Raw genomic sequence first — 13,541 nt, forward strand, 5'->3', positions numbered from 1 at the left:
CGCAGGATAGGCAGCTTATTTTGTTAGCAACATGTGCTAGCAGATGCGACAGACTCAATCTGCTTTTGCCCGTTGGCTTAAGCCCTTTTTCCGGGATTGAGAGAATCTGAACATCAGTAAGAGGAACCGACCACGTAATGGAAGAATTGAACCGCACACTATTTATGGCGATTAACGCTACCTCAGACTCACCTCACTGGTTATTGCAGCTTGCCCTCTTCATAGCCAAAGACGTCATTGCCATTGTCCCGCTGCTGATTGTGGCATTGTGGCTGTGGGGACCGCGCGATCAGGTGGCGTCACAGCGAGTGCTGGTGTTAAAAACCGGCATCGCGCTGCTCTATGCATTAGCCATTTCCTGGTGCGTGGGACAACTGTTCCCGCATCCGCGTCCGTTTGCGATCAATTTCGGCCATCAGTTTCTGGCACACGCTGCCGACGACTCGTATCCCAGCGATCACGGCACCACGATTTTCACCTTTGCGCTGGCTTTCCTGTTCTGGCACCGGCTCTGGTCGGGCATTATCCTGATGGTGGTCGCCACTGCGATTGCCTGGTCGCGTGTTTATCTTGGCGTGCACTGGCCAATGGATATGCTGGGCGGTTTTCTGGTGGGAATGCTGAGTTGCCTGGCGTCGCACCTTGCCTGGCAGCTGTATGGCGAACGTCTGCTTAATATCATTAACCCGTTCTATCGGGCGCTGTTCGCTTTACCGATACGTAAAGGCTGGACACAAGGGTAATACACAAGGGACGCCGCGGCGTCCCTTCCGTTTTTTAGCTGAACCACTTCCCGAACCAGCCGTTAAACTTCATCATCACAAAATCAATGATACGGTTGAAGAAGCCGCCTTCCGGCACATCCTGCAGCACCACCAGCGGACGCTGTTCAATCGTTTTGCCGTCCAGTTGAAAATCAATGGTGCCGACCACCTGGTTTTTCTTCAACGGCGCCTCTAGCTGCGGCGATGTCAGGCTGTAGCTGGCTTTAAGGTTTTTCATCTGCCCTTTAGGAATGGTCAGTGCCGCGTCTTTTTCCACGCCAAGGTTGACCTGATTCTGTTCGCCAAACCAGACGCGCTGCTGGGCAAAAGGGGCATCCGCTTTAATTGGGGTCACGGTTTCAAAAAAGCGGAAACCCCACGTCAGTAATTTTTCACTCTCGCGGAAGCGAATGGCATCGCTGGCGGTTCCCAAAACAACCGAGATCAGCCGCATATCGCCTTCGGTGGCTGAGGCCACCAGATTATTACCGGCACCAGAGGTGTGACCGGTTTTGATACCGTCCACCTTCAGATTGCTGCTCCAGAGCAGACGGTTACGGTTTATCTGACGGATATTGTTAAAGGTAAACTCTTTTTCCTTATTCAGGGCATACTCTTCCGGCACATCGCGAATCAACGCCTGACCAATCAGCGCCATGTCGCGCGCGGTACTGTACTGCCCCTCGGCATCCAGGCCATGCACCGTCATAAAATGGGTGTTTTTCAGGCCAAGCGCGTTGACATAGTTATTCATCAGGCCAATAAAGGAATCCTGACTGCCAGCCACATAGTCCGCGAGTGCGATGCAGGCATCGTTTCCGGACTGGATCACAATGCCTTTGTTCAGCTCATGCACCGGAATGCGGTCACCGGGCTTAAGAAACATCAGCGAAGAACCGCGCAGTTTGGGATTGCCGGTAGCCCAGGCATCCTGCCCCACCGTCACCATATCATCGGGTTTAATTTTGCCGGATTTGATTGCCTGCCCAACCACATAGCTGGTCATCATTTTTGTCAGGCTGGCAGGATCGAGTCGCTGATCGGCATTCGACTCTGTCAGAACTTTACCGCTGGCGTAGTCAATTAAGATCCAGGCCCTGGCATCAATTTGAGGCGCGGCGGGTGCCTGTTCAGCGAAAACAGCCATCGGCGCGATGAGTAACAACGAGGTCGCAGCGATGCGCCGCAGGGGAGATGAAAAGCAAGTATTTGTCATGGGCTTGGCCGGATTGTCCTTAGTAAAACGAAAGTCAAAGGCTTAACACCTTCTGTGAGAACGCTACCCGCTGGCGTCAATGAAAAAAACCGCTTAATCGTAAAGTTTTATAGATTTTAGTAGATTAACCCTGGTCTGAGCGCCGCGCGCGTGCCATTTTCCCTCACGAATGTCGCACATAAAAATGCGCTAAATTCTGATTTTTTAATCAAAAAGTTAAGGCCGTCACAAAACTGGGTTAACCTGACTTTATTCAATCGAGGAGAACCCCCTATGGATTTAGCCCTGTTTGATCTGGATGAAACGCTGATTAGCGAGGACAGTACCGGCCTGTGGCTGCGCTGGCTGGTCTCACAAGGCTTCGCCTCCAGTGACCTGCTTGATGAAGAACAGGAATTAATGCGTCAGTACTATGCCGGAACGCTGTCCATTGACGAGTATATGCGTAAAACCCTCTCCCCTTTAGCCGGGATGGCAACGATGACGGTGGAAGGATGGGTTCGGCGCTTTATTCACCGCGATATTATGCCGCGCGTCTTTCCTGAAGCGCGGGCGCGTCTCGACTGGCATCAGGCGCGCGGAGACAGAATTATCGTCATTTCCGCCAGCGGCGAGCATCTGGTGAATCCAATTGCCAGCCAGCTTGGTGCCTGCGGCGCACTGGCTATTGGCGTGGAAGTGGTGGATGAGCGCTACAGCGGCAATACCTATGGCACCATGACGTTTCAGCAGGGCAAAGTGAAACGGGTGGAAGAATGGAAGGCTGAACGCCCTGCGGAACAGTATGCACATACCTGGGCCTACAGTGACTCCATGAATGACCTGCCCATGCTGGCGCAGGCCGATTATGCACACGTGATAAACCCGGCCGAGCCGCTGCGCCAGGAAGCCGAAAAACGCGGCTGGCAGGTCTGCCACTGGGTCCGCTAATTTAACCGCGGGACGCGCTGGCGTCCTGCTTCAACCCTACCTTCAGCAATTTACCCTCGGCTTCATCTGTTAAGACATAAAGATAGCCATCTGGCCCCTGGCGGACATCGCGGATGCGTTCATTTCGCCCGTCCAGTAAGCGTTGCTCTTCCACCACTTTCTCGCCGTTAATGTGCAACCGAATCAGGTTCTTCTCTTTCAGCGCCCCGATAAACAGGGAGTTTTTCCACTGCGGGAAACGCGCGCTGTTATAAAACGCCATACCACTGATCGCCGGTGAGACTTTCCAGTAAAACGCGGGCTGTTCCGTGCCCTCAACGTGCGTGCCTTTAGATTCCGGGACCTTACTGCCGTTGTAATCAATACCGTAGGTGGCCAGCGGCCAGCCATAGTTTTTGCCCTTCTGGATGATATTCACCTCATCTCCACCGCGCGGACCGTGTTCACTTTCCCACATCGTCTGCGTCCAGGGATTCAGCGCCAGACCTTGCGGATTGCGCAGGCCATAGGCCCAGATTTCTGGCCGCGCGCCCTGTCTGTCAACGAAAGGATTATCTTTTGGCACGCTGCCGTCCGCGTTCAGGCGCAGCAGTTTGCCCTGAAGTTTATCGAGGTCCTGTGCGGCGCTGCTGACAAAGTTGTCGCCAAAGGCAATCCATAAAAAGCCCTGACGATCAAAGGCCATCCGGGTCCCGATGTTGTTACCGCTTGAGAGGCGCGGCGTTTGCTGAATTACCGCATGAAAATCGGTTAACTGGCGATTGTCGTTACTGAGTTTGCCGTAGCCCACCACGGCGCCGGCCTTGCCGTTGCTGTCCGCTTCGGTATAGCTGAGCCAGACGCGGCGGCTCTGCGCAAAATCGGGTGCCAGCACCACGTCCAGCAGTCCGCTCTGACGCTGCGCCCAGACCTTCGGCACGCCCTGAATCGGTTCGGACAAGCCGCTGTCTGGCCGCCAGCTGCGCAGTTGACCGGATCGTTCGGTGATCAGCAGGGTTTGATTATCCGGCAAAAACGCCACTGACCATGGATGATCCAGCTTATCCTGGAGCACCTCAACCTTGAGTTCATCAGCCCACAGCGGGCTGGAAAAGAGTAGCGCGCCACTGAATAACAGCGGGATCGAAACACGGGACATAGCCTTCTCCTCACAGGGTGCAGTGTTGTTAAGCGTAGTCAGCGGGTCGGGGATGCAGTTGAGGATTTACAAAAGATTAAACAAGGTGTTGGCAGCAGGATGCGTAATGGCAGGCGCGGGAGAAGCCGACCGAAAAAGGATCGTGAAGAGAAGAGACCGCCCGCAGTAAGATAGCGGGCGGAAGCGGTTATTCGAAACAGGTGTCCGGGTTTTCCGCCAGTGAGATAAACTCTTTACCGCCTGGCGTCAGAGCCAGAATCGTGCCGCTTTCAATATCGTACACCCAGCCGTGCAGCCGCAGTTTACCCTGACGTAACCCGACCGATACCGACGGGTGAGTTTTCATGTTGTTTAGCTGGGCAATCACGTTTTCCTGCACCATTTCGTTGAGTTTTTTCTCAGGCGAATCGTATTCACGCTGCTCAACCACCGCTTTTGCAGCATCGGCATAACGCAGCCAGTGCTCAACGGCTGGCATCGAATCCATACAGGCACAGGAGGCGATGGCGTTCATTGCGCCACAGTTGGAGTGACCACAGATGATGATGTCAGAAACGCCCAGCGCCATGACCGCGTACTCAATGGTCGCTGACACACCGCCCGGCTCCGGGCCAAAAGAGGGCACAATGTTGCCCGCATTGCGGATAACGAACAGCTGCCCAGGTTCCTGCTGCGTCACCAGTTCCGGCACCAGACGGCTGTCTGAGCAAGAGATAAACAGCGCTTTTGGATTCTGGTTTGATGCCAGACTTTTAAAAAGCGCTTTTCTTTCGGGAAAGACTGTCTGCTGAAAACTCAGAAACCCGTTGATGATCTCTTTCATTATTTCGCTCTCACATTATCCACGTCATGATCTGAAGAAACGGTGCCTTCAGTACTTGTTAAGCGATTCATTATTAATGAAAACAAGCAAATATCAACCGAGAATCTGGGCAAAAGCCCGCCAGTAAAGTCAGGATTGTTAAATATTTATTCCCTCCAGTTATTAGGTGTTTATTGGAATTTCTTTTACAGAACGGTGAGTTAGTGCTTTCCCCCCGCCCGCCTGCTCTGCCGTTTCGTCAACGGCAACCGCGCCTGACCTTTACCGGTTTTTGCGTTACTTTACGCTTAACCAATCCCTTACAGATAACGCTACAATTTTCATCACAACACAGGTAAAATCGCGCGCCATTGCTGTGCTGAACCGGAAACCACCTTATGTCCACTACGAATACACTGCCGCCGCGCGTAGGATTTGTCTCGCTTGGCTGCCCAAAAAACCTTGTCGACTCCGAGCGCATCCTGACGGAACTGCGCACCGAGGGCTATGAGGTGGTGCCACGCTATGACGATGCTGAAATCGTTATCGTCAACACCTGCGGATTTATCGACAGCGCCGTACAGGAATCTCTGGAAGCGATCGGTGAAGCCCTGAACGAAAACGGCAAGGTCATCGTGACCGGCTGTCTGGGCGCTAAAGTCGACCAGATTCGTGAGGTGCATCCAAAGGTGCTGGAGATCACCGGCCCGCACAGCTATGAACAAGTGCTGTCGCATGTCCATCGCTACGTGCCAAAACCGCAGCATAACCCGTTTCTGAGCCTGGTGCCGGAACAGGGCGTGAAGCTGACGCCGCGCCATTACGCCTACCTGAAAATTTCTGAAGGCTGTAATCATCGCTGCACCTTCTGCATCATCCCTTCAATGCGTGGCGATCTCGACAGCCGGGCCATTGGTGAAGTGCTGGACGAAGCAAAGCGCCTGGTTGAAGCCGGCGTCAAAGAACTGCTGGTGATTTCGCAGGATACCTCTGCCTATGGGGTGGATGTGAAACACCGTACGGGCTTCTGGAACGGTGCGCCGGTTAAGACCAGCATGGTGAGCCTGTGTGAGCAGTTAGCGAAACTCGGCGTTTGGGTTCGCCTGCACTATGTTTATCCTTATCCGCACGTTGATGACGTCATTCCACTGATGGCGGAAGGCAAAATTCTACCGTATCTGGATATCCCGTTACAGCATGCCAGCCCGCGCATCCTGAAGCTGATGAAACGCCCTGGCGCGGTAGAACGTACGCTGGAGCGCATTAAGCGCTGGCGTGAAATCTGTCCTGAATTAACGCTGCGCTCAACCTTTATCGTCGGCTTCCCCGGTGAAACCGAAGAAGACTTCCAGATGCTGCTGGACTTTATTAAAGAAGCCCGTCTGGATCGCGTTGGTTGCTTCCAGTACAGCCCGGTTGAGGGCGCAACGGCTAATCAACTGCCCGATCCGGTCGATGAAGCCGTTAAGCAAGCACGTTATGACCGCTTTATGCAGTTGCAGCAGCAGATCTCTGCCGAACGCCTGCAGGAAAAAGTGGGACGTGAAATTATGGTCATCATTGATGAAGTGGATGAAGAAGGCGCGATTGGTCGTAGCATGGCAGATGCGCCTGAAATCGACGGCGCCGTCTACCTGAATGGTGAAAGCAATGTTAAGCCGGGCGACGTCCTGCGCGTGAAGGTTGAACACGCGGACGAATACGATTTGTGGGCCAGCCGCGCTTAACCGTACTTCTGCTGGTGCGCTTTCTTGCGCGCCAGATAGTCATCGTCTGCACGTAACCTGTCCCAGTACGCTTTGAAAATGGCCGCCGCAGCGGCCTTTTCTTCGTCCCTGCCTCGGGGCAGTTCTTTGCCATCCGCAGCGTATTTACGGCCGCCTTTATGGTTGCTGTAGCGACGGGCGCGGGTATAACCCATCTGGATAAATTTGCGCGCCATGTCCATCCCCACAAAGTCATCCTGCTGGCGATAGGCTTCGAACAACGTCATGATTTCTTCTGCAGACGCTTTCGCCACCTCAACGGTGCGAAAACGCCAGTGCGGTAAGATTTCGTCTTTATAGGGCTGGACCATCAGCACGCCCTGCTCCCCGCGGCCGACCTGATAACGTTCAGGCTGCTTGCGAAAATCGATGGTGCTGAAGTCTTGTTCGTAATCAAAAGGTTTCATGTCTTGAGTTTAGGATCAAGTGCGTCACGTAGCCCGTCACCAAGCAAATTAAACGCTAAAACAGTGAAAAAAATCGCCAGCGCCGGAAAAACCGCCACGTGAGGGGCGATCACCATATCGGCTCGCGCTTCGTTCAGCATCGCGCCCCACTCGGGTGTCGGCGGCTGCGCGCCCAGCCCCAAAAACGACAGGCTCGCCGCCGTGATAATCGAGGTGCCGATGCGCATGGTGAAATACACCACAATGGACGATACCGTGCCGGGTAACAGGTGGCGCAGAATGATCGTCCAGTCGGAGGCACCAATGCTTCGTGCGGACTCGATATAGGTTTGATGTTTCAACACCAATGTATTGCCGCGCACCAGACGGGCAAAGGCCGGAATGCTGAAGATTGCCACGGCGATAATCACATTGCTGATACCGGTGCCCATAATGGCCACCACAGCAATGGCGAGCAGAATACCGGGGAAGGCAAACAGCACATCGCATACGCGCATGGTTATCCTGTCCCACCAGCCTTCGTAGTAGCCCGCCAGCAGGCCCGCCAGGGTGCCAATAAACGCGCCTATCGCCACGGAAACAAAACCGGCAATCAGCGAAATTCGGGTGCCCACCAACACACGACTAAAGATATCGCGCCCCAGTGAATCCACCCCAAACCAGTGCATAAGCGAAGGGCCGTCGTTCAGGCGGTCATAGTCAAAGTAATTTTCTGCGTCGAACGGCGCAATAGCCGGAGCCGTAAAGGCCAACACAATCAGCACCAGCACGAAGACGCCAGCCAGCAATGCCACGGGCTGATGGCGAAAACGCCGCCAGAATTCCCGCCACGGTGTTCTTACCCGGTTGCCGTTTAACAGCGGCATCGTTTTAAGTGCCGCTTCCCGTCGCCAGTTTTTCATCAGGTGTCCTTAAAGCGAATCGCCGGGTTAATGACGGCATATAACATATCGACAAACAGGTTAATCAGGATAAACTCCAGCGAAAACAGCAGTACCTCCGCCTGAATAACGGGATAGTCGCGCATCTGCACCGAATCCACCAGCAGACGACCCAGCCCCGGCCAGTTGAATACCACCTCGACCACAATCGAGCCGCCAAGCAGGAAACCAAACTGCAGGCCCATCATGGTGACAACCGGAATCATGGCATTACGTAACCCGTGTTTAATCACGACACGCGACTCACGCACTCCTTTGGCTCGCGCGGTGCGCATGTAATCTTCCTGCATCACCTCAACAAACGAGGCGCGGGTAAAGCGCGCCATCACCGCGGCGACCGCGGCACCCAGGGTAACAGACGGCAAAATATAGTGCTGCCAGCTATCGGCCCCCACCGTGGGCAACCAGCCCAACTGCACCGAAAACACCTGCATCAGCAACATGCCCAAGGCAAACGCCGGAAAGGAAATGCCCGACACGGCCAGCGTCATTCCCAGGCGATCCGGCCAGCGATTGCGCCATACCGCAGAAACAATGCCAATCGCCATCCCCAGAATCACCGCCCATACCATGCTGACTAATGTCAGCCACAGGGTCGGCATAAAACGCGCGGCAATCTCCGCTGATACCGGCCGTCTTGACACCAGCGACTGACCAAAATCCCCCTGCAGGGCATTCACGATAAAATGCCAGAACTGCAGCGGCAGCGGCTGATCCAGTCCCAGTTCCTGTCGCACCAGCGCCACAACCGTGGCATCCGCGTCCTGACCCGCAATCAGGCGCGCCGGATCGCCCGGCAGCAGGTGCACAAACATAAACACCAGCACCGCCACGATAAGCAGGGTGGGAATCAGGCCCAACAGTCGTTTAAGAAAATAGTTAAACATGTCACATCCTACACAGCAGCCAGCCGTCGTAGCTGACCTGCCCGGTATCGTCAGCGCAGCCTCAGTACGCACTGAAACAGCGGGCATCAAAAAACCCGCTCAGGTTCCAACTTTGGGCAGCGCCCAGCTGTCGACAACCTGAACGGGCGCGCCGGATTACTTCAGCTCGGCATCGTCAAAACTGAATGACGTATCCGGCATCACATAAAAGCCACTCAGGTTTTTGCTGTGGGCTGAAACCAGCTGCTCCACCACCAGTGGAATCCACGGATGATCGTTCCAGATAGTATCCTGCGCATCTTTATAGCGTTCGGCTTTTTGCTTGCTGTCGGTGGTTTTCAGCGCATCCGCTAAATCTTTATCCACTTTAGGGTTGCTGTAGAAGGCCGTATTAAAGATCGCCGGTGGCCAGGCAGCCGTGGCAAACAGCGGCGTTAATGCCCAGTCAGCTTCTCCTGTGGAGGCTGACCAGCCGGTATAAAACATGCGTACGCCGCTCTCTTTCTGACCTTTGCCTTCCACTTCCGCCGCACGCTGTCCCGCATCCATCGCCGTCACTTTCACCTTAACGCCCACCTGCGCCAGCTGCTGCTGAACAAACTGCAGGACTTTCTGTGCCGTACTGTGATTGTGAGATGACCAGAGCGTGGTGTCGAACCCGTTCGGATAGCCCGCTTCTTTCAGCAAGGCTTTCGCTTTGGCGGGATCGTAAGGAATGGGCGGATAGGTTTGTGCGTACTCAATTGACGGCGGTACCACCCCGGTGGCCGGAGTGGCATAACCGGCAAACGCGACTTTGACTAATGCCTGACGGTTAATCGCGTATTCCAGCGCTTCACGCACCTTGGGGTTATCAAAAGGTTTTTGCGTCACATTCAGGCTGATATAACGCTGCATGATCGATGGCGTGGTGACAACATCAAGCTTACTGTTTTTCTCCAGCAGTTTGGCCTGCTCATAAGGCACAGGAAAGGCAAAATTCGCCTCGCCCGTTTGCAACATAGCCGCACGGGTGTTGTTATCCACCACCGGACGCCAGGTGATGCTGTCGAGTTTTGGATAGCCCTTTTTCCAGTAGCCATCCCATTTTTTCACCTTAACAAAATCGGTCTGGTTCCAGGTCACAAGCTCAAACGGCCCGGTTCCCACCGGATGGAAACCAATGTCCTTGCCATATTTTTTCAGCGCTGCAGGCGAGATCATCACCGCGGCAGGGTGCGCCAGGTTGTTGATAAAGGCTGAAAAAGGCTGCTTGAGTGTGATTTTCACCGTCGTGGGATCGACAGCTTCAGTGCTGGCGATGTATTTGAACAGGTTATAGCGTTTTAGATGATTATCAGGATTGCTGGCGCGATCGAGGTTGGCTTTAACCGCCTCGGCATTAAAGTCGGTGCCGTCCTGAAACTTCACGCCTGAATGCAGCTTAATCGTATAGATCAGGCCGTCTTCGCTCACCTGGTAGCTGTCGGCCAGCACATTGATGCGCTTCATATCTTTATCGAAGCCGAACAGCCCCTGATAAAAGGATTTCGCTACCGCCTGTGACAAGGTGTCATTGGCATCGTAGGGATCAAGCGTGGTGAAATTAGAGGCAACGGCAATCACTGCATCCTGTGCTGCCCACGCGGGTAACGCCATTGCGCTGCTCAGTACGCCCGCAGCCAGTAACCCTTTACGCATCGTTATCTGCATTGTCTTCTCCTTGTAATCCCTGTCTGATTTGTCGCCGCAGCGACCGCTTAATTATTCAGCTCGCGCTCAGGCGTGACGCGCCACAAAATGGCCGGGGGCCACTTCCCTGAGCGAAACCGTTTCGGGTTCATCGCCCAATGAACGAATTGGGCTGGGAATCTCATCGACTAATAAACTACGCTCGCGCTGTCGGTGCGCGGGATCGGCAATCGGCACCGCGGCCATAAGCTTTTGGGTATAGGGATGCTGCGGATGTTCAAACACCGCCTGGCGCGGCCCCATCTCGACAATTTGTCCCAGATACATCACCGCCACACGGTGGCTGATGCGTTCAACGACCGCCATGTCATGGGAAATAAACAGAAAGGCGATGCCAAACTCGCGCTGTAAATCGAGCATCAGGTTGATGATCTGCGCCTGAATGGAGACATCCAGCGCAGAAACCGACTCATCGGCAATCACGACTTTGGGGTTGAGCGCCAGCGCCCGTGCAATGCAAATACGTTGACGCTGACCGCCGGAAAATTCATGGGGATAACGCCTTGCGTGCTCCGGTAATAATCCCACTTTCTCCAGCAGCCACGCGACGCGCTGTTCCGCCTCACGGCGCGGCATGACCTTGTGCACCAGTAACGGCTCCATAATCGAGAAGCCGACGGTCAGGCGCGGGTCCAGCGACGCATAGGGGTCCTGAAAAATAAACTGAATATCGCGCCGCAGATGCGCCAGCGCGGGGCCTGACAGATCGTTGATACGTTGACCGTTAAAGGTGATGCTACCGCCCTGGCTGGCAACCAGCTTCAACAGGGAGCGTCCGGTGGTGGATTTACCGCATCCGGATTCCCCCACCAGCGCCAGGGTTTCGCCCGCATAGAGGTCAAAACTGATATTTTCGACCGCGTGTACCCGCCTTGTCACCCGATTCAATAAACCTGAGCGGATATCGAAACGGGTGACCAAATTACGCACCTGTAAAATCGGTGGCTGGTCATGGCGTACGGTATTTTGCGGCTCGTCCGGCTTTTCATCACTATCAATCAGGGGAAACTTCGCAGGGAGCGGCTGGCCCCGCATCGCCCCCAGCGCCGGGACGGCGGCGAGTAAAGCACGGGTATAAGGCTGCTGCGGCGCGCTGAACAGTTGCACCGTCTCGGCATTCTCGACCACTTCTCCGCGATACATCACCTGCACGCGGTCAGCCATTTCAGCCACCACGCCCATATCATGGGTGATAAAAATCACCCCCATCTGCATCTCTTTTTGCAGTTCACGAATCAGCTGCAGAATCTGCGCCTGAATCGTCACGTCAAGCGCCGTGGTCGGTTCATCAGCAATCAACAGCGCAGGTTTGCACGACAGCGCCATGGCAATCATCACACGCTGACGCATACCGCCTGAGAGCTGGTGAGGAAAACGCCCCAGAATGTTTTGCGCGTCGGGGATGCGCACCCGATCAAGCATGCGCCGCGCTTCTGCCAGCGCCCCGGCGTGGGTTTGGCCTTGATGTAAACGAATGGATTCGGCGATCTGTTCACCCACCGAGAACACCGGATTCAGCGAGGTCATGGGTTCCTGAAAGATCATCGCCATATCGGCCCCGCGCACCTGGCGCATCTGGCCGCGCGGCAGACGCATCAGATCCCGTACCTCGCCGTTGCGGCGGCGCAGCATAATCTCGCCACTCACCTCACCGCCGGCCTGCTCAATCAGGCGCATCAACGCCAGCGAGGTCACGGACTTGCCCGAGCCGGACTCTCCCACCAGAGCCAGTGTCTTTCCCCGGTAAACGTCGAGTGAAAGGTGGCGCACCGCCTCCGTCACGATGCCATCGTTCTGAAAACGCACGTTGAGATCGCGTACGGCCAGTACCTGATCGTCAGTTAACGGTGTTGCGCCGGGCGGCGTGTTCTGGGCGGTCTCGCGGTCAGCTTTCACGGTAAATTGCCACCTCTGCGGCCTCATCTGCGCGGGCGAAAGCCCGGTACATGCCTTCACTGTTGAAGGGCAGCGCCACGTTGCCATCACGATCGATCGCAATCAACCCACCGCTGCCGCCTAACTCCAGCACGCTGTCGTGAATAACATTCACGCTGGCCTGTTGTAACGAGCGCCCGCCATAACGCATTTGTGCCGCCACATCGTAGGCGGCCAGCGTGCGAATAAACACTTCACCGGTGCCGGTACAGGATACGGCCACGCTGTCGTTGCTGGCATAACAGCCTGCACCGGGTAACGGCGAGTCGCCAATCCGGCCCACGTGTTTATTGGTCATACCGCCGGTTGAGGTGGCGGCGGCAAGGTTACCCTCATTGTCCAGGGCGACGGCTCCCACCGTGCCGAACTTACGATCCGGATCAAGCGGATCACCACTTTGCGCCGCGCCATCATGATCCAGCAGCGCGGTGTCGCTGCCGAGCGCGCGCTGCAGCTGCTCCCAGCGTTCGGGCGTAGAAAAGAAATCAGGTTCAACCTGTTCAAGGCCTTGCGCGCGGGCAAAATCTTCAGCGCCCGTCCCCGTTAACAAGACATGAGGGCTGTTATCTAACAGCGCACGCGCCGCCAGTACGGGATTACGAATCCGGGAAACGCCTGCGACGGCTCCGGCCTGTAACGTCCTGCCATCCATGATGCTGGCATCCAGCTCATGCGTCCCCTGCTGCGTAAACACCGCACCTTTACCGGCGTTGAATAATGGGCACTCTTCAAGCCGACGTACCGCCTCCGTCACCGTATCCAGCGCAGATGCGCCTTGAGCCAGCATGTTCTGCCCATGCGTTACTATCTCGTAAAGCGCCTGACGGTATGCCTGCTCTTTTTCTGCGCTCATCGCCGCACGGGTTATTGCCCCCGCACCACCATGAATGGCGATCGCTGCTTTAGCCATAGCGTTACCCTGTGGTTGCATCAGAAGGAAAAACACTGATTTTGAATGGTTTTAAGTCAATTTAGACCATTTTTGAATATAGAAAGCCCGCTAAAGGTTGTAAAGCGGAAACTG

General features: G+C 55.1%; 12 protein-coding genes. 3 read left to right on the forward strand and 9 right to left on the reverse strand.

Features of this window, described 5'->3' with window-relative positions:
- The first annotated feature begins 137 nt into the window (after positions 1-137).
- Positions 138-743 (forward strand): undecaprenyl-diphosphate phosphatase, encoded by a 606-nt coding sequence (ybjG, locus tag QNH99_RS15010; RefSeq protein WP_063878911.1) that lies wholly within the window; start codon positions 138-140, stop codon positions 741-743.
- A gap of 34 nt (positions 744-777) precedes the next feature.
- Here the strand turns inward: ybjG and QNH99_RS15015 are convergent, their stop codons facing one another.
- Entirely contained in the window at positions 778-1,980 is a 1,203-nt protein-coding gene (locus tag QNH99_RS15015) for a serine hydrolase (RefSeq protein ID WP_063878905.1), read from the reverse strand.
- 273 nt (positions 1,981-2,253) lie between these two features.
- On the opposite strand from QNH99_RS15015, the gene QNH99_RS15020 reads away from it, so the two are divergent.
- Positions 2,254-2,910 carry an HAD family hydrolase gene (locus QNH99_RS15020; protein WP_063878904.1) on the forward strand — a complete coding sequence of 219 codons (657 nt, stop codon included), beginning with the start codon at positions 2,254-2,256 and terminating at the stop codon, positions 2,908-2,910.
- Position 2,911: 1 nt separating this feature from the next.
- Here the strand turns inward: QNH99_RS15020 and QNH99_RS15025 are convergent, their stop codons facing one another.
- Together QNH99_RS15025 and QNH99_RS15030 are read right to left on the reverse strand one after the other, a co-directional pair.
- A complete protein-coding gene (locus QNH99_RS15025) occupies positions 2,912-4,048 on the reverse strand; it encodes a PQQ-dependent sugar dehydrogenase (RefSeq protein ID WP_283378190.1) in 1,137 nt (378 codons plus the stop codon).
- Between the two features lie 187 nt (positions 4,049-4,235).
- Positions 4,236-4,871, reverse strand: coding sequence for a carbonic anhydrase (locus QNH99_RS15030; RefSeq protein WP_013025190.1), 636 nt, complete (start codon positions 4,869-4,871; stop codon positions 4,236-4,238).
- A 377-nt stretch (positions 4,872-5,248) separates the two neighbouring features.
- Between QNH99_RS15030 and rimO the strand changes: the two genes are divergently transcribed.
- On the forward strand, positions 5,249-6,577 hold the full coding sequence (rimO, locus tag QNH99_RS15035; protein WP_063878902.1) for a 30S ribosomal protein S12 methylthiotransferase RimO: 1,329 nt from the start codon (positions 5,249-5,251) through the stop codon (positions 6,575-6,577).
- Here the strand turns inward: rimO and QNH99_RS15040 are convergent.
- From QNH99_RS15040 to QNH99_RS15065, 6 genes are all read right to left on the reverse strand, one after another.
- Positions 6,574-7,023 (reverse strand): DUF4385 domain-containing protein, encoded by a 450-nt coding sequence (locus QNH99_RS15040; protein WP_063878901.1) that lies wholly within the window; start codon positions 7,021-7,023, stop codon positions 6,574-6,576. The two genes, rimO and QNH99_RS15040, sit on opposite strands and share 4 nt — an antisense overlap.
- Positions 7,020-7,925 (reverse strand): glutathione ABC transporter permease GsiD, encoded by a 906-nt coding sequence (gene gsiD, locus QNH99_RS15045; RefSeq protein ID WP_063878900.1) that lies wholly within the window; start codon positions 7,923-7,925, stop codon positions 7,020-7,022. The genes QNH99_RS15040 and gsiD overlap by 4 nt, the downstream gene beginning before the upstream one ends.
- Positions 7,925-8,851 (reverse strand): glutathione ABC transporter permease GsiC, encoded by a 927-nt coding sequence (gene gsiC, locus QNH99_RS15050; RefSeq protein ID WP_063878899.1) that lies wholly within the window; start codon positions 8,849-8,851, stop codon positions 7,925-7,927. Before gsiC ends, gsiD begins: the two co-directional genes overlap by 1 nt.
- Positions 8,852-9,007: 156 nt before the next feature.
- A complete protein-coding gene (gsiB, locus tag QNH99_RS15055) occupies positions 9,008-10,543 on the reverse strand; it encodes a glutathione ABC transporter substrate-binding protein GsiB (RefSeq protein WP_283355941.1) in 1,536 nt (511 codons plus the stop codon).
- 66 nt (positions 10,544-10,609) lie between these two features.
- Positions 10,610-12,505: a dipeptide ABC transporter ATP-binding protein gene (locus QNH99_RS15060; protein ID WP_410516869.1), complete on the reverse strand. Its 1,896-nt coding sequence runs from the start codon at positions 12,503-12,505 to the stop codon at positions 10,610-10,612.
- Complete coding sequence (locus QNH99_RS15065) at positions 12,468-13,427, reverse strand: isoaspartyl peptidase/L-asparaginase family protein (RefSeq protein ID WP_109717218.1); 960 nt, start codon at positions 13,425-13,427, stop codon at positions 12,468-12,470. The genes QNH99_RS15060 and QNH99_RS15065 overlap by 38 nt, the downstream gene beginning before the upstream one ends.
- Positions 13,428-13,541 lie beyond the last annotated feature (114 nt).

It is taken from the genome of Pantoea allii (genome assembly GCF_046529425.1).
GTDB classification, from domain to species: Bacteria; Pseudomonadota; Gammaproteobacteria; order Enterobacterales; family Enterobacteriaceae; genus Pantoea; species Pantoea allii.

Excerpts from the sequence above, each read along its gene's own strand:
- QNH99_RS15030 (WP_013025190.1), bottom strand. The coding sequence starts at position 4,871 with ATGAAAGAGATCATCAACGGGTTTCTGAGTTTTCAGCAGACAGTCTTT.
- QNH99_RS15065 (WP_109717218.1), bottom strand. The coding sequence starts at position 13,427 with ATGGCTAAAGCAGCGATCGCCATTCATGGTGGTGCGGGGGCAATAACC.
- rimO (WP_063878902.1), top strand. The coding sequence starts at position 5,249 with ATGTCCACTACGAATACACTGCCGCCGCGCGTAGGATTTGTCTCGCTT.
- QNH99_RS15060 (WP_410516869.1), bottom strand. The coding sequence starts at position 12,505 with ATGAGGCCGCAGAGGTGGCAATTTACCGTGAAAGCTGACCGCGAGACC.
- gsiC (WP_063878899.1), bottom strand. The coding sequence starts at position 8,851 with ATGTTTAACTATTTTCTTAAACGACTGTTGGGCCTGATTCCCACCCTG.
- QNH99_RS15020 (WP_063878904.1), top strand. The coding sequence starts at position 2,254 with ATGGATTTAGCCCTGTTTGATCTGGATGAAACGCTGATTAGCGAGGAC.
- QNH99_RS15025 (WP_283378190.1), bottom strand. The coding sequence starts at position 4,048 with ATGTCCCGTGTTTCGATCCCGCTGTTATTCAGTGGCGCGCTACTCTTT.
- gsiD (WP_063878900.1), bottom strand. The coding sequence starts at position 7,925 with ATGAAAAACTGGCGACGGGAAGCGGCACTTAAAACGATGCCGCTGTTA.
- QNH99_RS15040 (WP_063878901.1), bottom strand. The coding sequence starts at position 7,023 with ATGAAACCTTTTGATTACGAACAAGACTTCAGCACCATCGATTTTCGC.
- gsiB (WP_283355941.1), bottom strand. The coding sequence starts at position 10,543 with ATGCAGATAACGATGCGTAAAGGGTTACTGGCTGCGGGCGTACTGAGC.
- ybjG (WP_063878911.1), top strand. The coding sequence starts at position 138 with ATGGAAGAATTGAACCGCACACTATTTATGGCGATTAACGCTACCTCA.
- QNH99_RS15015 (WP_063878905.1), bottom strand. The coding sequence starts at position 1,980 with ATGACAAATACTTGCTTTTCATCTCCCCTGCGGCGCATCGCTGCGACC.